29 protein-coding genes, 2 tRNA genes and 1 riboswitch are annotated in these 23742 nt (G+C 37.0%); of the genes, 14 read left to right on the top strand and 17 right to left on the bottom strand.

Going from position 1 to position 23742, the window contains the following annotated elements:
* Window positions 1-33: 33 nt before the first annotated feature.
* Window positions 34-837, bottom strand: a complete 804-nt coding sequence (locus B1NLA3E_RS13560; protein ID WP_041580530.1) for a DUF2935 domain-containing protein — start codon at window positions 835-837, stop codon at window positions 34-36.
* A gap of 199 nt (window positions 838-1036) precedes the next feature.
* Between B1NLA3E_RS13560 and B1NLA3E_RS13565 the strand changes: the two genes are divergently transcribed.
* The 4 genes from B1NLA3E_RS13565 to B1NLA3E_RS13580 all read left to right on the top strand — a co-directional run bounded on the left by B1NLA3E_RS13565 (window position 1037) and on the right by B1NLA3E_RS13580 (window position 2223).
* Window positions 1037-1393, top strand: a complete 357-nt coding sequence (locus B1NLA3E_RS13565) for an ROK family protein (protein WP_015594405.1) — start codon at window positions 1037-1039, stop codon at window positions 1391-1393.
* A 173-nt stretch (window positions 1394-1566) separates the two neighbouring features.
* Window positions 1567-1640 (top strand) — tRNA-Gly (locus B1NLA3E_RS13570).
* Between the two features lie 25 nt (window positions 1641-1665).
* Window positions 1666-1757: transfer RNA gene (locus B1NLA3E_RS13575), tRNA-Ser, on the top strand.
* 184 nt (window positions 1758-1941) lie between these two features.
* Complete coding sequence (locus B1NLA3E_RS13580; RefSeq protein WP_144061483.1) at window positions 1942-2223, top strand: DUF6509 family protein; 282 nt, start codon at window positions 1942-1944, stop codon at window positions 2221-2223.
* A 123-nt stretch (window positions 2224-2346) separates the two neighbouring features.
* Here the strand turns inward: B1NLA3E_RS13580 and B1NLA3E_RS13585 are convergent, their stop codons facing one another.
* The 5 genes from B1NLA3E_RS13585 to ku form a co-directional block, all read right to left on the bottom strand.
* Window positions 2347-2547 carry a cold-shock protein gene (locus B1NLA3E_RS13585; RefSeq protein WP_041580531.1) on the bottom strand — a complete coding sequence of 67 codons (201 nt, stop codon included), beginning with the start codon at window positions 2545-2547 and terminating at the stop codon, window positions 2347-2349.
* A 232-nt stretch (window positions 2548-2779) separates the two neighbouring features.
* Entirely contained in the window at window positions 2780-2980 is a 201-nt protein-coding gene (locus B1NLA3E_RS13590; RefSeq protein ID WP_015594408.1) for a cold-shock protein, read from the bottom strand.
* 93 nt (window positions 2981-3073) lie between these two features.
* Entirely contained in the window at window positions 3074-4531 is a 1458-nt protein-coding gene (locus B1NLA3E_RS13595) for a DEAD/DEAH box helicase (RefSeq protein ID WP_015594409.1), read from the bottom strand.
* A gap of 477 nt (window positions 4532-5008) precedes the next feature.
* Window positions 5009-5209: a cold-shock protein gene (locus B1NLA3E_RS13600; protein WP_015594410.1), complete on the bottom strand. Its 201-nt coding sequence runs from the start codon at window positions 5207-5209 to the stop codon at window positions 5009-5011.
* A gap of 286 nt (window positions 5210-5495) precedes the next feature.
* Entirely contained in the window at window positions 5496-6326 is an 831-nt protein-coding gene (gene ku, locus B1NLA3E_RS13605) for a non-homologous end joining protein Ku (protein ID WP_015594411.1), read from the bottom strand.
* A gap of 165 nt (window positions 6327-6491) precedes the next feature.
* On the opposite strand from ku, the gene B1NLA3E_RS13610 reads away from it, so the two are divergent.
* Entirely contained in the window at window positions 6492-8324 is a 1833-nt protein-coding gene (locus B1NLA3E_RS13610) for a DNA ligase D (protein ID WP_041580532.1), read from the top strand.
* Between the two features lie 307 nt (window positions 8325-8631).
* Here B1NLA3E_RS13610 and dapF read toward each other — a convergent pair whose 3' ends face one another.
* The 10 genes from dapF to B1NLA3E_RS13660 all read right to left on the bottom strand — a co-directional run bounded on the left by dapF (window position 8632) and on the right by B1NLA3E_RS13660 (window position 16734).
* Window positions 8632-9612 carry a diaminopimelate epimerase gene (gene dapF, locus B1NLA3E_RS13615; RefSeq protein ID WP_015594413.1) on the bottom strand — a complete coding sequence of 327 codons (981 nt, stop codon included), beginning with the start codon at window positions 9610-9612 and terminating at the stop codon, window positions 8632-8634.
* Between the two features lie 36 nt (window positions 9613-9648).
* Window positions 9649-10113 carry a 6,7-dimethyl-8-ribityllumazine synthase gene (ribH, locus tag B1NLA3E_RS13620; RefSeq protein ID WP_015594414.1) on the bottom strand — a complete coding sequence of 155 codons (465 nt, stop codon included), beginning with the start codon at window positions 10111-10113 and terminating at the stop codon, window positions 9649-9651.
* Between the two features lie 219 nt (window positions 10114-10332).
* A complete protein-coding gene (locus tag B1NLA3E_RS13625) occupies window positions 10333-11523 on the bottom strand; it encodes a bifunctional 3,4-dihydroxy-2-butanone-4-phosphate synthase/GTP cyclohydrolase II (protein ID WP_015594415.1) in 1191 nt (396 codons plus the stop codon).
* A 19-nt stretch (window positions 11524-11542) separates the two neighbouring features.
* Window positions 11543-12196 (bottom strand): riboflavin synthase, encoded by a 654-nt coding sequence (gene ribE, locus B1NLA3E_RS13630; RefSeq protein ID WP_015594416.1) that lies wholly within the window; start codon window positions 12194-12196, stop codon window positions 11543-11545.
* Between the two features lie 182 nt (window positions 12197-12378).
* A riboswitch (FMN riboswitch) is annotated at window positions 12379-12536 on the bottom strand.
* Between the two features lie 135 nt (window positions 12537-12671).
* Window positions 12672-13475, bottom strand: coding sequence for a hypothetical protein (locus B1NLA3E_RS13635; protein ID WP_015594417.1), 804 nt, complete (start codon window positions 13473-13475; stop codon window positions 12672-12674).
* Window positions 13476-13620: 145 nt separating this feature from the next.
* A complete protein-coding gene (locus tag B1NLA3E_RS13640; protein ID WP_442852665.1) occupies window positions 13621-14463 on the bottom strand; it encodes a patatin-like phospholipase family protein in 843 nt (280 codons plus the stop codon).
* A gap of 38 nt (window positions 14464-14501) precedes the next feature.
* Window positions 14502-15278, bottom strand: coding sequence for an ABC transporter permease (locus B1NLA3E_RS13645; RefSeq protein WP_015594419.1), 777 nt, complete (start codon window positions 15276-15278; stop codon window positions 14502-14504).
* Window positions 15275-16183, bottom strand: a complete 909-nt coding sequence (locus tag B1NLA3E_RS13650; protein ID WP_015594420.1) for an ABC transporter ATP-binding protein — start codon at window positions 16181-16183, stop codon at window positions 15275-15277. The genes B1NLA3E_RS13645 and B1NLA3E_RS13650 overlap by 4 nt, the downstream gene beginning before the upstream one ends.
* The gene (locus B1NLA3E_RS13655; protein ID WP_015594421.1) at window positions 16183-16383 is read right to left on the bottom strand and encodes a PLDc N-terminal domain-containing protein; all 201 of its coding nucleotides are present in this window, start codon (window positions 16381-16383) and stop codon (window positions 16183-16185) included. The genes B1NLA3E_RS13650 and B1NLA3E_RS13655 overlap by 1 nt, the downstream gene beginning before the upstream one ends.
* A 27-nt stretch (window positions 16384-16410) precedes the next feature.
* Complete coding sequence (locus tag B1NLA3E_RS13660) at window positions 16411-16734, bottom strand: DUF4870 domain-containing protein (protein ID WP_015594422.1); 324 nt, start codon at window positions 16732-16734, stop codon at window positions 16411-16413.
* Window positions 16735-16924: 190 nt separating this feature from the next.
* Here B1NLA3E_RS13660 and B1NLA3E_RS13665 point away from each other — a divergent pair, with 190 nt between their 5' ends.
* The 3 genes from B1NLA3E_RS13665 (at window position 16925) to B1NLA3E_RS13675 (ending at window position 19767) form a co-directional block, all read left to right on the top strand.
* Complete coding sequence (locus tag B1NLA3E_RS13665; protein WP_015594423.1) at window positions 16925-17704, top strand: undecaprenyl-diphosphate phosphatase; 780 nt, start codon at window positions 16925-16927, stop codon at window positions 17702-17704.
* A gap of 90 nt (window positions 17705-17794) precedes the next feature.
* Window positions 17795-18919: an amidohydrolase gene (locus B1NLA3E_RS13670; RefSeq protein WP_015594424.1), complete on the top strand. Its 1125-nt coding sequence runs from the start codon at window positions 17795-17797 to the stop codon at window positions 18917-18919.
* Between the two features lie 284 nt (window positions 18920-19203).
* Complete coding sequence (locus B1NLA3E_RS13675; protein ID WP_015594425.1) at window positions 19204-19767, top strand: GNAT family N-acetyltransferase; 564 nt, start codon at window positions 19204-19206, stop codon at window positions 19765-19767.
* 93 nt (window positions 19768-19860) lie between these two features.
* Here the strand turns inward: B1NLA3E_RS13675 and B1NLA3E_RS25350 are convergent, their stop codons facing one another.
* Window positions 19861-20022, bottom strand: a complete 162-nt coding sequence (locus B1NLA3E_RS25350; protein ID WP_187292107.1) for a hypothetical protein — start codon at window positions 20020-20022, stop codon at window positions 19861-19863.
* 160 nt (window positions 20023-20182) lie between these two features.
* Between B1NLA3E_RS25350 and B1NLA3E_RS13680 the strand changes: the two genes are divergently transcribed.
* The 6 genes from B1NLA3E_RS13680 (at window position 20183) to B1NLA3E_RS23320 (ending at window position 23732) form a co-directional block, all read left to right on the top strand.
* A complete protein-coding gene (locus tag B1NLA3E_RS13680) occupies window positions 20183-21550 on the top strand; it encodes an MATE family efflux transporter (RefSeq protein WP_015594426.1) in 1368 nt (455 codons plus the stop codon).
* 143 nt (window positions 21551-21693) lie between these two features.
* Window positions 21694-21936: a spore germination protein gene (locus tag B1NLA3E_RS13685; RefSeq protein WP_041580535.1), complete on the top strand. Its 243-nt coding sequence runs from the start codon at window positions 21694-21696 to the stop codon at window positions 21934-21936.
* Window positions 21937-21953: 17 nt separating this feature from the next.
* The gene (locus B1NLA3E_RS13690) at window positions 21954-22196 is read left to right on the top strand and encodes a spore germination protein (RefSeq protein ID WP_015594428.1); all 243 of its coding nucleotides are present in this window, start codon (window positions 21954-21956) and stop codon (window positions 22194-22196) included.
* Between the two features lie 32 nt (window positions 22197-22228).
* On the top strand, window positions 22229-22729 hold the full coding sequence (locus tag B1NLA3E_RS13695) for an Hsp20/alpha crystallin family protein (protein ID WP_015594429.1): 501 nt from the start codon (window positions 22229-22231) through the stop codon (window positions 22727-22729).
* Between the two features lie 128 nt (window positions 22730-22857).
* Window positions 22858-23343, top strand: a complete 486-nt coding sequence (locus B1NLA3E_RS23315) for an Hsp20/alpha crystallin family protein (protein ID WP_015594430.1) — start codon at window positions 22858-22860, stop codon at window positions 23341-23343.
* Window positions 23340-23732 (top strand): hypothetical protein, encoded by a 393-nt coding sequence (locus B1NLA3E_RS23320; protein WP_015594431.1) that lies wholly within the window; start codon window positions 23340-23342, stop codon window positions 23730-23732. The genes B1NLA3E_RS23315 and B1NLA3E_RS23320 overlap by 4 nt, the downstream gene beginning before the upstream one ends.
* The last annotated feature ends 10 nt before the right edge of the window (window positions 23733-23742 follow it).

A 23742-nucleotide genomic window follows, 5' to 3' on the forward strand; every position in this document is an offset into this window, starting at 1 on the left:
AGTGAATTCAATCTTCACTTGGTGTTTTATTATTTATATTTTTTTATCTTGTCTTGGTTTTGTTGGATCACAGTTTGGCATCATTATTTTTGCAGATTCTGCAACTTTGGTTAAGTAATAGCATTCTTCCCTCGCCATATGATCTGCCATAAGTGGCGCGAAAGTCCCAAGCGCTTGATGGCCTAGCCCCAATTCCTCTAATTCTCGAAGAAAATTCATAAACAGATTCATCTCAAGTGAAATATCATCATTAAATTTCCGTAATGCTGGGAATTCAGCTAAATTTGTTCTTAAATACCCTGTCATTTCGACCGCTTTCAGATAAAAATCTTGGAACTGTTTAAAATAGTCCATGCTTTTTTCTTTCAACTTTTTTTCTACTTGATCAAGGTTACTATCAATCGCACCGGCATGACCTGTAGCATCCAAGAGCCAGACAGTATGATGATGTAGCTCATGGAAAACTGGAGGGATTTCGCCTCTACGTAAATAAGTTAGAATTCGAATATACTCTTCCAATTCATTCAACATATGATTTACAAAGGTGGGGGAAAGGTGAATTTTAATGTTACCTTGCAGTAGTTTACTCAAAATTTCGAGTTTAAATGTTCGAAATTTATTAGCCTCTTCAGCTGCTCTCACACTTAAATGTACAAAATCAGTTGTTGCTAATCTCCCTAACCAGCGATCAAAAGTTTGGATAAAGTAGTTTGCTGTTTCAATGTTCTGTTTTTCTGATGGTGCTAGGGAATCATGGATAAACCGAGCATGGTCTCCAAGTATTTGTAGCCAAAAACCATGTTCAAGCTTGGCACTTTTATCAAAATCTCCAACCATCTTATCATCCCCCTTCAATATTCATATCCTGTTATGGAGTCTTTTATGACAAAAAAAGAGATGTCTCACCTATACTTACCCCCATGCAACCATTCCCTTAAAAAATAAGAAGTAATGATTTCCATACCCCTCCGAATATTTTAAAAAAAGGAACATAATTTTTTCTGGATAGCATGACAAAACACGTGGAGTGAGGAGAATGAAAAAGTATATAGCCTTTGACGTGGGTGGGACAGAAGTAAAACATGGACTCCTATTAGGAAATGGGACGATTCTTTCAAAAGATAGTTACGATACCCAGTGCAATAATCTTGCCATTTTTTTAAACGATATGGAAAAAACAATTAAAATGTATACAAGAACTCACCAAGTATTAGGTGTGGCAATTAGTTTACCGGGTTCTATAAACCCCTATACAGGTTTTTCAGAACGATCTGGCTCTATAACAGCACTCAGTAATAAGAATCTTAAACAGTTATTAGAACAAAGAATCTCTCTACAGGTAGAAATTGAAAATGATGTAAAAGTTTTAGAGGTGGCGAATTTGGTTTTATGATTACCCAGGCTGAAAGGGAAAACGAGGATAAACCTATAAAACACACTAGAAAAATAGTTTTGACATAGGGCTTTTGCTGGAGTAAAATAACATTTGTCATATGAGTTCTTATTATCGGTTTAAATGTGGTAAGGGTCTATTGGTTCAGATCTTGTCTTGCTAATTCATTTTTTGCGGGTGTAGTTCAATGGTAGAATGCCAGCTTCCCAAGCTAGCGGCGGGGGTTCGATTCCCCTCACCCGCTCCATAACTTTTTACATTAACAACAACATGGAGAAGTACCCAAGTGGTTATAAGGGGACGCACTCGAAATGCGTTAGGATGGGCAACTGTTGCGTGAGTTCGAATCTCACCTTCTCCGCCAAATTACATATACAACAGGCAGACTAAAATGTTACAATACATAGTCGGCCTTTTTTTATTTCCAAAGAGCCCATCATTATCGTTTTTTGGGAATCCACCCTCAAACTCTTTTTTATAATAGGTGGTTAAGGTTATAATAAAAAGGGAATATTTGGTGACAAAATAACTAATAAAGGATGAATCTGATGAAAATTACTGGTTTCACAGTTGAAAAATTGGAAGATCCATTTGGAATTTTAAGTGGGGATCGTTATGAGCTTTATTTAGATATCGAAGTTGATGAAGATGATGAACTTCATCTTGAAAACGGACTGCGTTTGAAGGTCCTTTACGTGGCCGAGGATGGGGAAGGAAAAATAGTAAGTTATAGCCTTCTTGAAAACACAACAGATAAATATATTGATTTAGCACTAGAGGCAGAAGAACTGGAAATTGTGGCAGCCTTTTGCAAGGAAAATCTTGAATAATTAAAATGAGCCCGATCCTTTAAAGGATCGGGCTTTGTTACAAACTAGGAGTAGGCTTCAATTCCTTACCCCTAAGGGAAAAAAACTGTTACTTAATAGGAAATTCAACAAAAGTTCAAAGTTTTAGTAACTTTTATTGTGATTATCAACAGCCTGAAGCATTTTAGTCGTTGAGACCATCTCACTGTTACAGATAGGGCATTTAGGAATCTCTTTGTTTTTAAAGTTGTCACGTACCCAACAATTACAATTATCTGATGCACATTCCCAAACCTTTGTTTCTACCGTAATGATTTCTTCCACAATCCTTCTGCCGAAAGCCATCCTATCCACCTCCAGTTTGCTTATATCGTAATCTTAGAATTGCTAACTGCTGATTATGTGAGCCCAAATGAAAAAATTCACTAATCATAAAAAGTGGACAAAAAATGTTACTCTTTATAATCAGTGAATTAGAACTAAATCAATAATCAGTTCTTTTCATCATAACGTTTTTTCAAATATATTTCAAATATTCGAACCACAACTGGGCACATTATATGATTTTTAACTTAAATTACTGTTTTTGGACGTTTACAGCTTGAGGTCCCCGTTGTCCTTGTTCAACTTCAAAACTAACTGTTTGACCCTCTTCAAGTGACTTATAACCTTCACCTTGAATGGCTGAAAAATGAACAAAAACATCATCACCATTCTCACGTTCAATAAAACCAAAGCCTTTTTCGCCATTAAACCATTTTACTTTACCAGTTTCCATAAAAGAACCTCCTAATTAACTAAAACTAAATTTCATCAAACAATATATAATATGGGACAAATACCCAAAATACATACAAAAAACTGAAAAAAATTACGGACGAGGTCTTGAACGTCGTTTAGCTTTTTCATTCCTCGGAGCCCGGTCACTGCTGCCGCTTCTTGGCCGATCATTACTTCTAGCACGATCATTTCGTCTGTTTCTATCACGGTCATATTGTGGCTTTTTAGACCGTAGTGGCTCCACAGCCGTTAATTTTACTGGAGTAGCATCTGGTTCCTTTGTTAAAAGCTTTAAAGTTGCAGCTAATAAGGTAACAGAATCAGTATCCTCTAGCAGGTTTTCTGCAGCTCTTTTATATTCGCTGAATTCTTCGGATTCCACAATCTTCATAATCTTATTAATGGTGGCTTGTTGATTTCCAACGAGTACATCCCTAAAACTTGGAACTTGCATTTTATCAATTTTCCGTTTCGTAAGGTTTTCAATCACTCTTAAATGATCTATTTCCCTTGGAGAAACAAATGTTACTGCTAAACCTTTATTACCCGCGCGTCCTGTTCTTCCAATCCGGTGAACATAACTTTCTGGATCTTGTGGGATATCGAAATTATATACATGGGAAACTCCGCTTATATCCAGACCTCGTGCCGCAACATCTGTCGCCACCATGATATCAATAGTCTGCTCTTTAAAGCGACGAATCACCTGATCACGTTTTGTTTGCGGAATATCACCGTGAATTCCTTCTGCAGAATATCCGCGTTTAATAAGACCTTCAACCAACTCATCTACGCGTTTCTTTGTTCGACCAAATACAATCGCAAGTTCAGGTGATTGGATATCTAATAAGCTACACAAAACGTCAAATTTTTGTTTTTCTTGCACTTCTAAATAATGCTGCTCGATATTTCCAACAGTCATTTCTTTAGCTTGAACTTTTACAAGCTCAGGATTTTTCATGAACTTTTCAGCAAGAGTTTTAATACGATGTGGCATTGTTGCTGAAAATAATAAGGTCTGACGTTCGGAAGGGATACCAGACAGAATTTTTTCAATGTCCTCAATAAATCCCATATTCAACATTTCATCTGCTTCATCAAGCACGACTGTATGGATGTTTTGCAAACGAATTGTTTTTCTATCAATGTGATCCATTAATCGACCAGGTGTCGCCGCAATAATATGAGGCCTATTTTTTAGCCCTCTAATTTGTCGATTGATATCTTGACCACCGTAAATTGGTAACGTACGAATACCTTTAGTATTACCAATCCGGTTTAATTCTTCTGCAACCTGTACAGCTAATTCACGTGTTGGAGCGAGTACAAGCCCCTGAATAGCTGGTTCATCAACTTTACAATTTTCAATTAACGGAACTCCAAAAGCGGTTGTTTTTCCTGTTCCAGTTTGGGCTTGACCAATAATATCCTTACCAGATAATGCAACAGGAATAGCCTGTGCCTGGATTGGAGATGGTTCTTCAAAGCCCATTTGGGATAATGCCTTCTCAAGTGCTTCACTTAGGTTAAAATCTGAAAATTTTGTCAAAATATATTTCCTCCTTACAAATGTTCCATATCTTCTATTATTATCTAAAACGTCATTCTTTTTTCAACAAAAAGAAATGTTAGTGAAATAATTTCGTTTTCCATTTATTTTGCATTGGCCAACTATATAAATTAATCTTTCCCGATCAAGATATTTGTACTCATGTCGGTTTATTTCCTAAAACAATGAAAGCCCTACCTCTCTTTCATCCTTACGGCTCCTGAGCCGCTCCAGTGTGAATCAGGTTTTTCAAATAAATCTTTACATTCTGCAAAATTGTGGGCATCATTCGTTCTCCACTAATAAAAAGCTAACTTCCTTTGGGAATATTTCCTATGAAGGGGTTGAGTATCACAAAAAAGAAACGTTATGAGGAGCCTTTTTAAGAGGAACACGAAGAATTTTCTCTAATTGTTTCAAAAACAAAAGGAGGTGATGCTGGTTTGAAAAGCATCACCTCAGGTTTATGAGTTTAACTTATGCTTTTTGAACGTTAGCTGCTTGTGGTCCACGGTTACCTTCAACGATTTCAAACGTTACTTCTTGACCTTCTTCTAACGTTTTGAAACCTTCAGTTTGAATCGCAGAGAAGTGAACAAATACATCGTTACCATCTGCTGCTTCAATGAATCCAAAACCTTTTTCTGCATTAAACCATTTTACTTTACCTGTAGTCATGTAATGACCTCCAAAAATTTCATTCACTATTAGTTTTTCATATAATCTATTAAAAAAAGCATAGCCCTCAAATCGTGTAGGGACAAACAATCGCCTACATTCATTGCAGCTACGACTACTTAAATCCATAAAAATTATATAACGAACTTAACAGCGTCTCTATTATCATATTAGATTATGGATAAAATGTCAACCGTACTCATCCTTATTATGATTTATACCTAAAAAAAGGAGACTACAGAAAAAATTTTCTGTTTGCCTCTCTTAACTAATCTTATCATGGTATTTAGGCTTCTCTTCTTATTTTCGGTGTCACCCGTTTCTTTTTTTCTGTTGTTTTTTGAGGCTTTGTTCGATCGATGGATGCCTGAAGGGCTGCCATTAAATCAGTTACGTTTGACACATTATCTTTAGCTGTAGGAGTGACGATGTCTTGTCCGGTTCTTTTTGACTCAATAAGTTCCATTAAAGCACTTCGGTACTCGTCGTTATACTTTTCTGGTTTAAACTCTGTCGTTAATTGGTCGATTAGCATAATGGCTGTATCAAGTTCTTTTTTCGACACATTGCTTTCGGCAGGGACATTTGGAACATCACTCGTTTTTCTCACTTCATCAGGAAAATGTATCGTTTCCATAACAAGGGTATTTTCATAAACTCTAAGTAAAGCGAGTTGCTCTTTTGAACGGATGATAATTTTGGCTAAGCCAACTTTAGATGATTCTTCCAAAGCCTTTCTTAATAGTGAATATGCCTTTACGCCACCTTCACTTGGTGACATATAGTAAGTTTTATCATAATAAATCGGGTCAATTTGTTCCATTTTCACAAAATCAATAATTTCCACTGCTCGCTCTTCGTTCTCTTTTTTTAGTTTTTCAAAATCCTTGTCCTCGAGTACCACAAATTTCCCCTTCGTATATTCAAATGCTCTTACAATGTCTTCAGCTTTCAATTCAACTTTACAAACAGGGCAAATCTTCTCATATTGTATGGGGGAATGGCATTCCTTATGAAGTGTTCTTAACTTTATATCTTTATCTTCCGTTGCGGTGTGCAATTTGATTGGAATATTCACAAGACCAAAACTAATGCTTCCTTTCCAAATTGTATGCATAGCTCTCTCTCCATTCTTCATTCGATCTATTGTTAATCTGTGTGAAAAAACGCTTGTGAATACTTACAAACAATTGGTAATGGATGAGAACCAAAAGATTACGGAATAATAAAAGGACTAAAATAAATATTGATTCTGTTTCAGCAAAAAAGGAAGGTAAAATTAATGAAACCAATGTTGCCAAGTCTAACTTTCAACATTCCTGAAGGTGTTGATTGGTATTATGAAGTGAAATATGACGGCTTTAGGGCTATTTTAGAATGGAATGTAAATAACCTAACGCTTACAAGCAGAAATGGAAAACCTCTCCTTGCGCTTTTCCCTGAAATTGAACTTTTTTTATTAAGAAATAAAGAAAAATTCGCTCCTTTTCTTCCACTTGCATTAGATGGAGAGCTCGTTTTCTTGGAAAATCCTTATAAAGCAGATTTTGGCTCAATTCAAGTACGAGGTAGAATGCGCTCTCAAAAAAAAATCCTTGAGAAAGCTGAATTACAACCATGTTTTTTATTGGTGTTTGATGTATTGCACTTGCAAGGTGTTGCATTAAAAGGGAAACCATACATAAAGAGGAAAGGTGAGTTAACTAAACTGTTTACAGCGGTAGACTTACCACTTGTGCCAAGCGAAAATAACTCAAAGCTTGTGCAGATGATTCCCTCGAAACAAAACTTTCAATCGGTTTGGGATAATGTGGTCCTTTATGACGGGGAAGGCATCGTGGCAAAACAGGAACTGAATCTCTGGGAAGACGGGAAACGGTCAATCTCTTGGTTGAAATACAAAAATTGGAAATATGTTTCATGTTTTATAACCGCATATGATAAATCGAATGGCTATTTTTATATTGGGGTTTTTAAAGGTGGCGTGGTTTACCCAATTGGCCTTTTCCTTTTTGGCCTTACACCTGAAGAGAAACAAGCGCTTGTCCGAATTATCAAGGACAATCAGATTCGCGAAGATGCTCAATTTGTATACGTGCCGCCTGCAATTTGTGTGGAGGTTAAATATTTAGAAGTATATGAAAAACAGCTTAGAGAGCCACACTTTCATCAATTCCGATTTGATTTGAAGGCTGAAGATTGTATTATTGAAAACTTTATATATAATCAAAAAAACTTACCACTAGACATTGAAATCACCCATCCTGAGAAACCAATTTGGGAGACACCGCCCGTAACAAAAATAGATTATATTCATTATTTACAGGAAGTTTCTCCTTATATACTCCCCTTTTTAAAGGACAGAGCCTTAACTGTCATTCGTCATCCCCATGGTATGTTTGGCGAGCCTTTTTATCAAAAAAATCGACCGGATTATGCACCAGATTATGTGCATTCTTTTCATAGGGAAAATATTGACTATATTGTTTGCAACAACTTTAAGACGTTGCTTTGGCTTGGTAATCAACTTGCAATCGAATTTCATATTCCTTTTCAAACTATTAATAACGCTTTTCCAAGTGAAATTGTCCTTGATTTGGATCCTCCTTCAAAAAAAGATTTTCATTTAGCTATAAAGGCTGCTTTATTAATAAAAGAGGTTCTTGATCACTTAAACCTTATTAGTTTCGTTAAAACCTCGGGCAACAAAGGGTTACAAATTTATTTGCCGCTCCAAGAGAATCAAGTTAGTTATGATGATACAAGATTGTTTACTGCTTTTATTGCTGAATATTTAGTATCAAAAGATCCGGATTCTTTTACAATTGAAAGAATGAAGAAAAACCGTGGCAATAGACTTTATGTTGATTATGTTCAACATGGAGAAGGAAAAACGATAATCGCTCCTTATTCTTTAAGAGGGACAGGGCCGGCAACTGTAGCGACCCCGCTTTATTGGCATGAAGTGACCGACAAGCTTACAGCAGAAACCTTTAACATCACTAACATGGTAGAGCGGATTAGGAAAGTTGGAGACCCTTTTCAAACCTATTTTGAAGCAAAAAAAATCCAAAACATTAAACCCATTCTAGAGTTCTTAGCAAAAAAGAGATAATCCAAATAGATCTGACGAAGGACCAGGATTATCTCTTTTTATTTAGGATGTTTTCGTAAACTTTGTTTCTATTTACTAAAAGAGAAGTGTGGTTGATTTCCGCTCCAGGATGCTCGCGCACCTTAGGGGCGGGCGGTGAGCCTCCTCGGCGCAAAAGCGCCTGCGGGGTCTCACCTGTCCCGCTGCTCCCGCAGGAGTCTCGCACCTTCCGCTCCAATCAACTTCTTTTTCAACGATTTTCTTTCCACAAAACCTATTAAAAAAACAACAATCTTTTTAAAAAAGTCTTTATTTATTATATAAGAGTTTAGTGATTTTGGATAAATTCCTGGGCATGTTGTTGAAGCTTTGCATATTGTTTATCTTCATCAGCATAAAAACATTTGTCATCCACTGTGAATTGAGCAAAATTATTAGCATCAACATGAGCTATGGTTTTATACACATAGGTGCCATTGCCAATCAAATCAATCTTGTACTCACCTTCATTTTCATGGACAACACAACGGACTTTACCGCCGGGATTATAGACTTCAATAAACTCTTCTTTCTTATTCAACCCTACTAAACAGGTTACTAGAGCTGATGCCGACATCGCTGTGCCACAGGCATTTGTAAATCCAACTCCACGTTCAAATGTCCGGACATAAATATGCCCTTCTTCTAGTGGCTTTACGAAGCTGACATTCACTCCATCTGGGAATAATGAATTCGTTCCATTTACATCTTTACTTAGTTGAAGCTGCAAGTCTGATTCAAGATCATCTGCTCCAACAAGTGTAACAAGGTGCGGATTGGGAACGGCAAGAGCAGTAAACAATAATTCCTCAGATAAGGTTGGTATTTTCTCATTGATAAGGGTTTCCGCCGGCAATGTTAACGGTAAATCTGTCAATTTAAATGACACAGGTGATATTTCCACTTTATAAGTTGGAATTTCCGGAAAAAGATCTTCCTCTTTTTCAACCTGCAGGTTCACCTTCATCGTTTCGATTAACAACTTATCCTGGCCCTTTAATTCGCAAACATATCGTGCCACACAACGAAGACCATTTCCACACATAGATGCTTCGGAACCATCCGCATTAAAAACCCGCATCTTTGCAACCGCACTTTCACTTTTCGAAACGAACAGTATTCCATCAGCACCAAGCTCTGTATTACGATTGCATAGTGATATGGCTAGTTCCGCCCGCTCTTGTTCTGAAAAGGAATAAGAATTGGAGATTTCATCAATTAATAAAAAATCATTCCCAGAACCATGACATTTCAATATTTCAATATCCACGACTACTCCCCCACAAAAAGATTCCTTAAATTTCTATTAAAATTGTTTAAACAGGTTGGCCATTTCGATGGCACTTACTGCAGAATCCCAACCTTTATTCCCTGCTTTTGTACCTGCCCGCTCAATAGCTTGTTCAATTGTGTCCGTAGTTAACACTCCAAAGATTACTGGAATTCCACTTTGTAGTCCAGCACTAGCAACTCCCTTAGAAACCTCGCTATTTACATAATCGAAGTGTGGTGTTGCTCCTCTAATAACCGTTCCAAGTGCGATAACAGCATCATATTTTCCAGAATCAGCTAATCTTTTTGCCACAAGCGGTATTTCAAAAGCACCTGGTACCCAAGCAACGGTAACATCTTCTTCATTCACTCCATGACGATTAAGAGCATCCTCTGCACCACTTAAGAGTCTGCCGGTAATAAATTCATTAAAACGAGCAACAACGATCCCCACACGTAATCCAGTACCAATTAATTTTCCTTCAATCACTTTTTTCATATCTCAAATCTCCCTTATATTTTATGATTTTGGCTCTGTTAAACTAGAATGTTGATTTCCGTTCCAGGCACTCGCGCACCTTAGGGGCGGGCGGTGAGCCTCCTCGGCGCTTAAGCGCCTGTGGGGTCTCACCTGTCCCGCTGCTCCCGCAGGAGTCTTCGTGCCTTCCACCGCAATCAACATTTTGCAAATAATCAATAATGAGCTCTAACACAGCCATTATTTTAGTAAATGTCCCAATTTTTCTTGTTTCGTTTGCAAATAATGTTTATTTTCTTTATTCGCTACCATTTGGATTGGCATGCGTTCCATAATTTCTAAACCGTATCCTTTAAGCCCAGCTATTTTCCTCGGGTTATTAGTTAATAATTTCATTTTTCTAACCCCTAAATCCCGTAAAATTTGCGCTCCAACACCATAATCCCGCAAATCATCTTTAAATCCTAGCTTATGGTTGGCTTCCACAGTGTCGTAGCCTTCCTCTTGAAGCTTATACGCTTTCAGCTTATTTATTAGGCCAATTCCTCTACCTTCCTGCCGCATATATAGAAGAACGCCGTTCCCATTTTCTTCAATTTGCATAAGAGCTGCTTCAAGCTGTGGCCCACAGTCACATCGGTAAGATCCAAACACATCACCGGTTAAGCACTCCGAATGTACGCGCACAAGAGCAGGTTGATCCTCTGTTATATCACCTTTGACCAATGCAATATGTTCTTTCCCATCGACGATACTCGTATATCCAACCGCTTGGAAATCCCCAAACGAAGTAGGCAGATGAACTTCCGCTTCCCTTCTAACAAGAGAATCATGTACCAATCGATATTCAATTAAAGCTTGAATCGTGATTAATTTCAATTGAAACTTTTCGGCAATGATCTTTAGTTGAGGAACCCTTGCCATCGTGCCATCTTCGTTCATAATCTCACAAATGACACCTGCGTGTTTCCCACCAGCAAGACGAGCCAAATCGACCGCTGCTTCTGTATGTCCAGATCTTCGCAAAACTCCGCCATTTTTTGCTATGAGTGGAAAAATGTGACCAGGGCGATTAAAATCCGCCGGTCTAGCTGATTCCTCCAACAGGCTTAACACAGTTGTAGAGCGCTCAAATGCGCTAATTCCGGTCGAAGTACTAATATGATCAATACTGACAGTGAATGCTGTACCGTGAGAATCTGAATTCGTTTCTGTCATCGGTCTTAAATCAAGTTTGTTGGCCAACTCTTCTGTGATAGGAGTGCAGATAAGTCCCCTACCTTCTTTTGCCATAAAATTAATGGCTTCAGGAGTAGCGAATTCCGCTAACATGATGAAGTCACCTTCGTTTTCTCTGTCTTCATCGTCACATACAATCACCATTTTACCCTTTTTTAAATCTTCCAAGGCATCTTCAATTAAATTAAACATGGTTTATTGCTCCCTCCATTTACATAAATCCCGTTTGTTTCAGTAAATCCGCTGTAATCCCAGTTCCTCCAGCATTGGTTTCTATTTTTTTCTCCATAATTGAATGAACATATTTCACTAACATATCAAATTCAAGATTTACTTTAGCTCCGATGCGTTTATGCCCTAAGATGGTTTCACCTCTTGTATGAGGAATGAGTGAGACTGTGATCGTCCGGTCCTTTACGAAAAAAATGGTAAGTGAAGTTCCATCAATAGCCACCGACCCCTTTTCCATTACAAATGGTACGCCATTTTCAGGGATCGAAATATCAATATAAACAGCATTTTCCTCGGCTTTAATAGCAGAAATAGTCCCAGTTCCATCAACATGACCCGATACAAAATGACCACCAAACCGCCCGTTTGCAGCCATCGCCCTTTCCAAATTCACTTTAGACCCAGCTTTTAGAAAAGCTAATGAACTGGCGTGAAATGTTTCCGGCATGACATCTACTGAAAATGCTGATTTCGTAAAATCAGTTACAGTTAAGCAAACACCATTAACTGAAATACTGTCACCTAAATGGACATCACTTAAGATTTTTGGTGCTTGAATGGTCAAAATTAACGTGGAACCTTGTTTATGTATTTTTTGCAGGGTGCCAATTTCTTCAATAATTCCTGTAAACATAGTATCCCCCCTTTATTCAGTAATACAAAAACGATAAAATAACGAATCTTTTCCAGGGCCATAGCTTACGACTGAACCAAATTATGTATATTAATAAGAACAACAAACCCCGTACAATAAAAATGTACGGGGTTAATAAACATACTTAAATACGCATAAAAAATTGCATTTTTAATATGCTAACATACCTTCTCCCATCCAGACTTTACTGTCGGCTTTGGAATTACACCAAATCCACCGTTTTCAGATAAAAAATAAGCAATGAAAACGGGTCACGGGCTAAGAGAATTTTTTTCTCATCACCGCCGGTTGGGAATTTCACCCGACCCCGAAGGCGATCATATTTTTTATGATATGATCCTAAATTATTCAGTTATTTACTGACATCTTACCCTAATTGTTTTGTTACTGCAATGAATTTATACCAAAAACATTTATTCTAGGTGGAATTTTCTTATTCTATTCATTTTTATCTTTAGTGGCTTGTACACTTAAAAAAATAAGCTAACACACCTACCATGAAAATTTTATCTGTTACATCCACTTGTTCTTCTAAAACGATAAAAGGAGTATTTGCATCCCGAAACTGTTTTCCCCAGTTAAGTGGCATCCACCCTTTAATCAATTTTCCGATAATGAAACCTTCTTCATTTCTAAATTTTATATGCGGATAAAGAGATGAACCTTCTACTTGAATGTAATGATTTTCGATTAGTGAATGGATGGTACCTCTTTTTTCTAATGAAAATATGGGCTTTATATACTCGTGGTAAATACCTATTTCATTTTTTACTGAATCCATTATTTTGACTTGTTTTTTTCTTTCATTTACTGAATACAGTGCAAGCAATTTATTTTGTTGGTCGTATAAGCCATACACATTAGGAATAAGTTTATCTGCAAAATAGGGAAGGAACCATCTAAACCACCAAAACCTAAAATCTCTAACTTCACCAATTAAAAAACCGTTGGGTTCAAATAATAACATTCTTAAGGACGGTGCTGGCATAAAAGTAATCAGGATTTTTTGGGATTTTTCTAAAGTTGTATCCACTTGTGTTTCTGTTATTTCAGTTTCAAGGCAACGTTGATGCTGGATTAAATAAACTTGGTAACAAATACAACTATAAACACAAAAAGGTATCATAACGTACAAAAGTGGAAGGTTAACTGAAAACAATATACTTCCTACTAGAATGATGATCACAGGAACAAATGCTGCTAGGCTCCCATTGAGAGAAACAGTAGCCGCGGAGCGGTAGTATTGTTGGATGTTCATCAGATTTTCTCCTTATCCAATTAATGCTTTATACCATTCTATTATTTTACTCAAACAAATATGATAATGTTACACCAATCATCCCCTAATAGAGACAAAAACCCCTGACCTTGGTCGAGGGGCTTCAAATATATTTCTATGTTACTTACCATTTCTGGATTTTTTCGATATAACCTTTGGCATCTTTGTAGCCTGCCCGATACAGCTTTTCAAGCTTTTCTGGTCGACGTTCCATCCGCCCAACCTCGATAGGAACTGTTGGGCGAATCACGATTGCATTCCCTGCCTTTTCTTCTTCATCCAGAAAGCGAATTGTATCATTATACTTTTGGTACCGACGTGCTAATGCGGACTGTAAGCCTGAATAATGACGATACTTTCCCTTGACGAGAAATTGGAACCGTGAGGGTTGTTTTTGATAACCTTTATTTCTAGTCAAAATCACAACGTTTTTCCTAAATCCATCTTCTTGAGCCTTTTTAATTGGAATCGGATCACTAATTCCTCCATCAAGTAACACTTTATCCTTATAGGTAATTTCCTGTGCTATAAATGGCAGCGAACTAGAAGCCTTCAGAACTGTCAGCATTTCCTTGCCATAGTCCTCTTTTGAAAAATAGACAGGATCTCCCGTGTTGCAATCTGTGGTCCCGATAACAAACTCGGCAGGATTACGATAAAAGGACTCATAATCATATGGAACGAGCTTATTAGGAATCTCATCAAAAATAAAGTCCATTCCGAAAAACTGGCGATTCTTAAAAAAGTTTCGCCATGAAATATAGCGAGGATCGGAGGCATATTCGATGTTTACTGTATGATTCCGGCCTTTTTGCCCAGATAAATACGATGCTGCATTGCAAGCACCAGCTGAAACACCCACAACATAAGGAAAAGAAATTTCATGCTCTAAAAAACATTCGAGAACGCCAGCAGTATAGACTCCTCGCATTCCCCCACCCTCTAAAACAAGACCATAGTCATACACCACAACAATTCTTCCTTTCAAAATATAAAAATATAGTATCAAGCCAATTCTTTTTTTCGAAAAATATAAACAGAAGCAGCTAATAGTACGAAAATAGATACTGTTGTAACGGTTATTGCTCCCCACGCCTCATCCGGAATAGCTCCTGATATTAAGTAGGAACTAGTGTAGGAAGATAACTGGGCTGGACTCCATTCAAGCCACTGGGATAAAGTTCCTGAAATTAAATTAAGAATGATAATTGTAGCCATGGATACAAATCCAACAACCCCTGGAGATTTAAAAAACGCATTATAGAACACCGTTATTGTTAGGACAAATGTAAGCCAGATTCCAAAAATGATAAAAGAGACAAGCAAATTTGTAAAGGGTATTTGCTTAAATAAAATGGCTATATAATACCAACTTGCGAGTAAGCCAACAAAATAAGAGCTCCATAATAAAAGAGTAGCTCCTGCCCATTTAGCTGTAATATATGATAAATATGATACTGGCTTAACTAGAATTAATTCTGCTACCCCGCTTTTTCGTTCGGCAGAAATAATTCCCATTGAAGCGAGTACAATAATTAGCAGACCAATAGAATTGAACTGTCCAATACTTTGAAAAAGAATTTCGGGTGATGTAGGAGTAGGCAGTTTGATGACAGCTCCTTCTGGTAACCCACCAAGTGAATCAATGATCTGCGGTGTATAAAATGTAGTTAAAGGTTCTGAAGCACCTAATAAAACAAAGGTGAGTGGAAACCAAATCCACTTAAAATTCCTCCACATTTCCAGGATTTCCTTTTGTAAAATCGTTAGCCATTGTCTCATTTTTTCACCACCTTTAAGAATACATCCTCTAGGCTTAAGCCACCCACTTCAAATCTGATAAGAGGCCAATTTTCATCAGCAATTTCCCTTAAAAAGGCAGCTTTTGCTTGATCTAAATCTTTTACAACTAAAATTCCGATGTTTCCCTCTATTTTCTTCGACTCGATTAATTGCTGAGATGTAAAAGACTGAACAAACTTATTTGTGTCCTGCCGGAATTCAATTACAATCTTTGCTTGTTGGTGCCTTGTTTGAAGCTCAGTCATGGATCCAGATTCAACTATTATCCCATCATGCAAGAAGAGAATATTATCACAGACCTCCTCAGCATCATTTAAAATATGGGTTGAAAAAAGGATAGTCGTATCCTGTTTTAATTTTTCCAAAAGCTCTAATACTTCTCTTCTCCCAAACGGGTCTAATGCAGATACCGGTTCATCAAGCATGACAAGTTTAGGATGATGAATGATAGCTTGGGCAATCCCCAGACGCTGTTTCATACCCCCAGAATACTTGCCAATCCGGCGATTCTTTGCATCAATAAGACCAACTAGAGTTAACAACTCCTCGCTGCGCTCGGTTGCATCTATCTTGGTTAACCCACCTAATCTACCAACGTATTTAAGGAACTCAAAACCGGTCATCCATTCGTAAAATACTGGGAATTGTGGTAAATATCCGATATATTGTCGAATGTCCCCTTCATATCCTGCACCTTGAAATCGAATAGCACCTGATGATGGTTTAATTAATCCAGAAAGCATACGCAATATCGTCGTTTTTCCAGATCCATTCGGACCAATTAATGCTGTGCATTTTCCATTTTCTAGATTAAAATCCACTCCCTTGATTACTCGTTTATCTTGGAAATCCTTTTTCAAACCATTAACGGCAACTACCGGCATTATTGATTTCTCCTTCCAATTACAAAATAAAGGATTGGACCAATAATATTAAGTAACAAGATTACTAAAATCCAAACCCATTTAGGACCGTTAGTTTTTTCAACTCTATATAAATCTATTAACGCTACAACAAGTAAAATCAATTGGATGATAAAAATAGGTAAAATGATGGCAAGATTTAGATTTCCAATGAATTCCATATCTCTCCCCTCCTCCCTTCATGTATTTTAGCGTATTAATCGAAAAATTAGTGGAATTTGATACTCTTTACCCTCATATGCCTTGACTGCGGCCACGATAGTAAAGATAAAAGCGAATACTCCTACAATCCAAATGAGAATAAACCCGATTAGGACGAACATCAGAACCATACTGATAACAGCGTAAACAGAGTAAGAAATGAGGAAATTTAAGTATTCCTTTCCATGATAATCAATAAACTCAGATTCATTCTTTTTTAACAGCCAGATGATTACTGGACCGATAAAAGCAGTAAAAAAGCTAATCGCATATATGACTGCAGCAAATGTACGTTCTTCATTTGTAGGCATGGATATTTCCTCCAATACATTTATATACTCTCATTTTATCCTATCCCAAATAGAAATACTTTAAAATGTGTCACAAAATATGGAATTTTATAACAATGTGATTTTATATTATAGTTCTTGTTTTGGACAACTTGAATACATTTTAGTAACCATATTTAACAACAAGAATAAGATAAGGAATGATGATAATATGTCGATGTTTGAAGCTTTAATTCTTGGAATCATACAAGGTTTAACGGAGTTTTTACCCATCTCAAGCTCCGGGCATTTATATTTGGGAAGACATCTATTCCACCTCGATGAAGCGGGCTTATTCCTTGATACGATGCTTCATGTTGGGACATTACTGGCTGTTGTTATCGTATACAAACAAGAATTGTTCGATATAATAAAACATCCTTTTAGAAAACACTCGCTATTGTTAGTGGTTGGGACAATCCCTGCCGTATTAGTAGGCTTGCTCTTAAACGATTTGTTTGAATCAATATCAAAAACTGGCAAAACGATTGGTTGGGAGTTTTTACTCACAGGTGGGATCCTCTGGATGGCAGATGGGGTTAAATCGGGCGCTAAGAAAATGAACAACATCGGATATGGGGATGCACTTTTGATTGGCACATTTCAAGCAGCAGCCATTTTCCCCGCTATTTCTCGCTCCGGACTTACCATTGCGGCTGGTCTTTTCCGCAAACTGGATCGAGAAACTGCGGCCTATTTTTCTTTTTTACTATCGATCCCGGCAATTGCAGGAGGTATCGTTCTCCAATTTTTAAAAATGTCTGAACAGACCATTGAAGCAGTATCCTTCGGTAGTCTATTTATCGCGACCTTATCTTCTGCCCTATTTGGCTATATGGCGGTTGTCGGGATGATCCAATTTTTAAAAAAGAAATCTTTAAAAATATTTGCCATTTACGTTTGGATTTTGGGCTCAACTATCATTATTTTACAATGGAAAGGGATTTTTTAACCAAATAAAAAATAGATAAAATTATATTTTCCTATCTGCATAAAATCTATCATAAAAAACAAATTGGACATCACATAAGAAAGGGAAAATATGAATATATTATTAAAAAATTCACAAGTGTACCCAATCACTTCTCCCCCTCTTCAGACAGGAGATGTGCTGATAAAAGATGGTAAAATCAGTAAGATTGGCAAAAATCTCCCCTCTGATTCAAACACAAAAATGATTGATTGTTCCAACGGTTATTTATTACCTGGGTTTATTGATGTTCATACCCACCTTGGCTTATATGACGAAGGAACTGGCTGGGCTGGAAATGATGCGAATGAGACGATTGAACCACTTAGTCCTCATATTCGAGCAATTGATGGAGTCTATCCACTTGATCCTGCCTTTTCTGATGCAATTAGCCACGGAATTACAACGGTTCATGTCATGCCGGGAAGTTCAAATGTAATTGGAGGAACCACATCAGTTATTAAAACAACAGGGAATAATATACAAAAAATGATTATACAGGAAACAGCTGGTTTGAAAATTGCTTTTGGGGAAAATCCAAAAAGAATTCATAGTCATGGGTCGTCGGAATCAATTACGCGGATGGGAATCATGGGAATGCTTAGAGAGGCCTTCTATAATGCCCAACGTACTGAAATTCCAGAATCTTTAAGAATGGATCCATTGGTCAAAGCCTTGAAAAGGGAAATACCTGTCCGAATCCATGCGCACCGAGCAGATGATATTTTATCGGCTGTAAGACTATCGAAAGAATTTAATCTTGACCTTCGAATTGAACATTGCACCGAAGGCCACCTGATAGCATCTGAATTAGCAGATCTAAATTTGAAGGTATCGGTAGGACCCACTTTGACACGGCGATCGAAGGTTGAATTGAAAAATAAAACTTGGAAAACCTATCAAGAACTATCAAACCATGGAATTGAAGTTTCGATCACAACGGATCACCCATATATTCCTATCCAATATTTAAATGTATGTGCAGCCTTAGCTGTGCGGGAGGGTCTTTCAGAACAAAAAGCCCTCGAAGGGATCACCATAAATCCGGCTAGAAATCTTAGAATCGACGACCAACTAGGAAGTATCGAAGTGGGTAAGGACGCTGACCTTGTCCTCTGGAGCCATCATCCATTTCATTATATAGCCAAACCAAAATGGACCATGATCCATGGGGTATTTGTCAAAATAAACAAGTGAAAATTAGTTTGTTATAATCATGAAAAATTCATAAATATACCTATTTCAATTTTTCATTTTTTCTTGTATTATACACCTACAGTACAATAAATTTTTTAACGACAATTTCATAGACTAAGTTTTAGGGAAGGCAAATGGTGCGCCACCAGTTTTTCTGGTCCTAGTGGGTTCGATTCCCACCCCGAAATTTTTTAGCAACACAAAAAATTTCGAGGGTGGGCTAGGGCCGACGTGTATTTAGGCACGGGTTCGGGTTCAGACTACCCTTCATTGGAGGGATTAGCATGCAACTCAAGAAACGTGAACTCCACGATTGTCATACTTTGTATGATCTAATGACGCACCCAGAAGTCTTCCCATTTGTGCGTCAAAAGGCCAATTGCTACGATGAGTTCTTGTTTGTAACAAAGCAAACAATCGAAGCTGAAGAGCAAGGTGAATTAATTTCACGCACAATTCTTGATGAGTGGGGCGCTCCAATTGGGACGATTAACTTGTATGACATTCAGGACAAAGCTGGTTTTCTAGGAACTTGGCTTGGTAAGCCTTATCACGGAAAGGGATATAATAAACCTGCGAAAGATGCCTTCTTCGAAGAACTTTTCTTTGAACTGGAAATTGAGAAAATTTTCATGCGCATTAGAAAAGAAAACATTCGATCCATCAAAGCAGCAGAAAAACTCCCCTATGTTATAAAGGCCAACGAATCAAGAAAATCCTTATATGATCAGCTAAATGCCCAAGGGGATATTTATGATCTGTATGAAATTTCAAAGGATCATTATACTCTCCATGTCTTAAGAACCACTCCACATCTCCAAGAATCGTCACAATTGCTTGAAGCCTAGAAAAGCTTAAGCGCCAGAGATGGACAGTTTTAATGAATTTCATGGTTTTCTTATTCCTGAAAAAGGAAACGCTCCGAATTAATTCGGAGCGTTTTATTGTAGGTCACTTTGAAAGAATTCTGTAGTGCTTGTTTCAGAATCCCCCATTTCGGCTAATAAATAAGATAATTCCTCATTTGTTAAAGTTTCAAATCTTCCATCAAGAAAGAAAACTTGAATTTGGTTAGGATTAATCCGATTTAATTTGTAGCTCACTGTCCTCGTCCCCCCACAATGATTTACTCATATAATTGACAATAGTAAGCAAATTCATTCCTTCTTTAGATATATGAATGTTCCAAAGAATAAATGAATGCTAGCAAAATATGATATAATTTTCCCAATATAATTTGATTAGAAACAGAGGATTTTATTAATGTACAATAAAATAAAGAAGTCCGAGAAACTTAAGTTATTATTAACTATTTTCATTCCAATTTTGATTTCCCAGGTTGGACTTATGATGATGAATTTTTTTGACACAACCATGTCGGGGCATTACAGTTCTGTTGATCTAGCTGGTGTTGCAATAGGTTCTTCTTTATGGGTACCTGTTTTTACTGGACTCACTGGGATGCTTGCTGTAACTCCAATCATTGCGCAACTTGTTGGAGCAAAGAACAAAGAAAAAGTAGCTTTTTCAGTAATACAAGGGATCTATTTAGCTGTTTTGTTAGCTATTATTGTCATTATTCTTGGATCTTTTATTCTTGTACCCGTGTTAAATAGTATGAAATTAGATAATGAAGTTGAATCCATTTCTCAAAATTACTTAATTGCTTTAAGCTATGGAATGATTCCACTGTTTATTTTCAATGTGCTCCGTTCATTTATTGATGCACTTGGTAAAACACGGGTTTCAATGATCATTACAATTTGTTCCTTACCGATTAATATCATTTTTAATTATTTACTCATTTATGGAAAATTCGGATTTCCAGAACTTGGCGGGGTCGGGACCGGATATGCAACGGCCATCACTTATTGGATTATTACTATTATTGCAGCAGCCATCATCCATACTCAGCGGCCTTTCCTATCCTATGGTATATTTAAAAGTTTTTATGCTGTTTCCATTAATAAGTGGAAAGAAATATTAAAAATTGGGATACCAATTGGCTTGTCGATCTTTTTTGAAACAAGTATATTTTCAGCCGTTACTATATTAATGAGTGATTTTAATACTGTAACAATTGCTTCTCATCAATCAGCCATGAATTTTGCATCATTCATTTACATGATACCGCTTAGTATCTCAATGGCTTTGACTATTGTGGTTGGATTTGAGGTTGGATCTAAGCGTTTTCAGGATGCTCGTGAATACAGTTTCATTGGAGTGGCAATAGCTGTTGCGATGGCATTTTTTTCCGGGATTATATTGTTACTTTTCAGACATGAAATCGCTGGGATCTATACTGATGACCCATCCGTTCAAAAACTAACTGCTCACTTTCTCCTGTACGCCCTTTTCTTTCAGCTTTCTGATGCAATCCAGGCACCCGTTCAAGGGGCACTAAGGGGCTACAAGGACGTTAATATAACTTTTATCATGGCACTTGTATCCTACTGGGCAGTCGGCCTTCCTTTTGGTTATTTTTTGGCAAACTTCACAGCTTGGGGACCCTATGGGTACTGGGTCGGATTAATAACCGGATTAGCTGTTGGAGCCATTTGTTTAACGGTTCGCCTCGTTTCAATTCAAAAGCATCAATATCAAAACATAAAAAAGGATCATCTTATTTAAACTGAGATGATCCTTTTTTTGTTTTTTGCATTGTATACAGGAGAAGCATATTTACTGGTCGATTTTTTTCCTTGTTAACTTTTCTTAACGGTTGGGCTTTTAATTGCATACTATACAATATCAACTTAAAAGGAAGTGAGAGGATGCAGACAGTAATTAATATCTTTAACTTAAAAATCAACAGTATTTCTAACAATGGCTCACTTAATATCGGAGAGGCATTACACAATTCACCAACTGCAAACACAAAATCACAAGGTCACAACGCATCCTTCGGAGATTTTGCTCCTCCGACAGCCGCTATGGAAAACGTCTTTATTGATCCAGACATGAATGATCAGGGCGATATCGCAAACCCTGCCAATGTCATTTCAAATCAAATATAAAAGGAATGTGAGCTTGAATGCCCTATCAAATTAATATATTTAGCATAAAAACAAACGGAATGACCAGTAATGCCAATGTGGATATTGGCCCTACCGTTCATAATAGCCACACCTCAAACTATAAAACAGTTGGTTCGAATATTGCCTATGGGGATATTTCCTCAAGTAACGCTGTGTCAACAAATGGCGTTGCTGATTTAGATGTTAGTGACCAAGACCAAATTGCTAATCCTTCTTTACCAATGGTAAACCAACTGTAAAAAGAGTTCTGTTCTGAAAGGAGGAATGATATGTGTTCCCATGGAATTTATTCCCTTTTAATGACAACATGAAAAAGATGATGGATAATGTAAACCCTAATGAGATTGAAAAATACACAAAAGAAATCATGAGTAAAATGTTACCTAATTATGCGGAAGGAATGATGAATCCTCAAGAGTTATTAAGAGGAATTTTCCCGAATACAACTAACCAAACTTCATCGAGCAACTCACCATCGTCAAACCATCAATCTTCACTACAAACCTCTATTTTTGAGACACATGAGTATATTTATGTTCGGATTATCATTAAATCAGAAGAATGGCTGAGAGAAATGAAATTATACCATACTGCAAATCTCATGATTATTGAACACATCCCCCATTCTGAAGATAAACATACATTGACACTCCCAGCAATCGTCAAAAAGAAAGGTGCAACCGCTAACTATAAGGACGGAACACTAGAAATAAAGATCCCCAAAAGTGTGGATATGCAATTCTGCGAAATTGACGTCACGGAAACTCTCTAGGCGTCAATTTTAATTTTCGCATTGATTTTGAGAAAGATAAATATGATGACATAAAGTAGAACTTCTACCGAAGAGTGTTTTTACTACCCATTAAAGTGTGATAAACAGAGCATTAAGGAGGGTTTGTCATGGATATGGAAAAATTAAAACAATGGCTTGATATGACAAAACAATATCAAGCCACCCATCTTTGGAAGGATATCTTTCAGGATGGTGAAAAAAACAACTCCCAACGCGACAAATTTAACATAGATCCAAATTCATTTATGCAACAACGTGAGATTCTACCTCATTGTGATCTTTATGAATACGAAGGCATGTTGATAGTCGAGGCTGAACTCCCAGGTATCAATCCTCAAGAAATATATATTGCTTTACAAAACACCCAACTTATTATTAGAGGAGAATTTAAAAGCCTATTTCCGAAAATACAATACTACTTGAAGGAAAGACCAAATCGAAAATTCGAGAAAAAAATCGAATTACCTATTCCTGTTTCAAAAAATAAGGTTACCACCAGCTTTGATAACGGAATCCTAAAAGTTTTCCTTCCCATAGAGAAGGGAGATACGGAATTTGTAGAGATTTCATTCGATAAGAGTGACTCATTATGAGTAAAAAAAAGGGTTTCAGTGTTAAAGCGTGGATATTCCCAAAAAGTGCAAGTAGCCATATCTCAGCTTTACTCTCTAAAATAACGGATTTAGAAGCACGTCTTGCCAAGCTCGAAATACCTAAAAAAAATCCTAAGGACATAGATATCACGCAAAACGAAGCTCCCCCTTCTGTTCACATCGAGAACCTTAGGATTGATAAAATCATTGTTGAGAAACTTGACTATACAAATAATTTAGGACAATTAGGAATCAAAGAATTGACAGGAAGATTAAATATTGGCACAAGCTACGAAGGTACGGAAAAAGTTGAAAAAAAGGTTGCAAAAAAAATGAAAGATTTAGAGAAAGCAAAAGTGAATTTCCGCTCAAAACCAGAAAAAGGCTGAAATATCAGCC

This window comes from Bacillus sp. 1NLA3E, assembly GCF_000242895.2.
Lineage (GTDB): Bacteria > Bacillota > Bacilli > Bacillales > Cytobacillaceae > Bacillus_BU.

Excerpts from the sequence above, each read along its gene's own strand:
- B1NLA3E_RS13660 (WP_015594422.1), bottom strand. The coding sequence starts at position 16,734 with ATGCCTACAAATGAAGAACGTACATTTGCTGCAGTCATATATGCGATT.
- B1NLA3E_RS13590 (WP_015594408.1), bottom strand. The coding sequence starts at position 2,980 with ATGGAAACTGGTAAAGTAAAATGGTTTAATGGCGAAAAAGGCTTTGGT.
- B1NLA3E_RS13585 (WP_041580531.1), bottom strand. The coding sequence starts at position 2,547 with ATGGCTTTCGGCAGAAGGATTGTGGAAGAAATCATTACGGTAGAAACA.
- B1NLA3E_RS13685 (WP_041580535.1), top strand. The coding sequence starts at position 21,694 with ATGCAGACAGTAATTAATATCTTTAACTTAAAAATCAACAGTATTTCT.
- B1NLA3E_RS13635 (WP_015594417.1), bottom strand. The coding sequence starts at position 13,475 with ATGAACATCCAACAATACTACCGCTCCGCGGCTACTGTTTCTCTCAAT.
- ribH (WP_015594414.1), bottom strand. The coding sequence starts at position 10,113 with ATGAAAAAAGTGATTGAAGGAAAATTAATTGGTACTGGATTACGTGTG.
- B1NLA3E_RS13610 (WP_041580532.1), top strand. The coding sequence starts at position 6,492 with ATGAAACCAATGTTGCCAAGTCTAACTTTCAACATTCCTGAAGGTGTT.
- B1NLA3E_RS13565 (WP_015594405.1), top strand. The coding sequence starts at position 1,037 with ATGAAAAAGTATATAGCCTTTGACGTGGGTGGGACAGAAGTAAAACAT.
- B1NLA3E_RS13650 (WP_015594420.1), bottom strand. The coding sequence starts at position 16,183 with ATGCCGGTAGTTGCCGTTAATGGTTTGAAAAAGGATTTCCAAGATAAA.
- B1NLA3E_RS13690 (WP_015594428.1), top strand. The coding sequence starts at position 21,954 with ATGCCCTATCAAATTAATATATTTAGCATAAAAACAAACGGAATGACC.
- B1NLA3E_RS13675 (WP_015594425.1), top strand. The coding sequence starts at position 19,204 with ATGCAACTCAAGAAACGTGAACTCCACGATTGTCATACTTTGTATGAT.
- ku (WP_015594411.1), bottom strand. The coding sequence starts at position 6,326 with ATGCATACAATTTGGAAAGGAAGCATTAGTTTTGGTCTTGTGAATATT.
- B1NLA3E_RS13665 (WP_015594423.1), top strand. The coding sequence starts at position 16,925 with ATGTCGATGTTTGAAGCTTTAATTCTTGGAATCATACAAGGTTTAACG.
- ribE (WP_015594416.1), bottom strand. The coding sequence starts at position 12,196 with ATGTTTACAGGAATTATTGAAGAAATTGGCACCCTGCAAAAAATACAT.
- B1NLA3E_RS13625 (WP_015594415.1), bottom strand. The coding sequence starts at position 11,523 with ATGTTTAATTTAATTGAAGATGCCTTGGAAGATTTAAAAAAGGGTAAA.
- B1NLA3E_RS13600 (WP_015594410.1), bottom strand. The coding sequence starts at position 5,209 with ATGACTACAGGTAAAGTAAAATGGTTTAATGCAGAAAAAGGTTTTGGA.
- B1NLA3E_RS23320 (WP_015594431.1), top strand. The coding sequence starts at position 23,340 with ATGAGTAAAAAAAAGGGTTTCAGTGTTAAAGCGTGGATATTCCCAAAA.
- B1NLA3E_RS23315 (WP_015594430.1), top strand. The coding sequence starts at position 22,858 with ATGGATATGGAAAAATTAAAACAATGGCTTGATATGACAAAACAATAT.
- B1NLA3E_RS13680 (WP_015594426.1), top strand. The coding sequence starts at position 20,183 with ATGTACAATAAAATAAAGAAGTCCGAGAAACTTAAGTTATTATTAACT.
- B1NLA3E_RS13645 (WP_015594419.1), bottom strand. The coding sequence starts at position 15,278 with ATGAGACAATGGCTAACGATTTTACAAAAGGAAATCCTGGAAATGTGG.
- B1NLA3E_RS13670 (WP_015594424.1), top strand. The coding sequence starts at position 17,795 with ATGAATATATTATTAAAAAATTCACAAGTGTACCCAATCACTTCTCCC.
- B1NLA3E_RS13560 (WP_041580530.1), bottom strand. The coding sequence starts at position 837 with ATGGTTGGAGATTTTGATAAAAGTGCCAAGCTTGAACATGGTTTTTGG.
- B1NLA3E_RS13580 (WP_144061483.1), top strand. The coding sequence starts at position 1,942 with ATGAAAATTACTGGTTTCACAGTTGAAAAATTGGAAGATCCATTTGGA.
- B1NLA3E_RS13655 (WP_015594421.1), bottom strand. The coding sequence starts at position 16,383 with ATGGAATTCATTGGAAATCTAAATCTTGCCATCATTTTACCTATTTTT.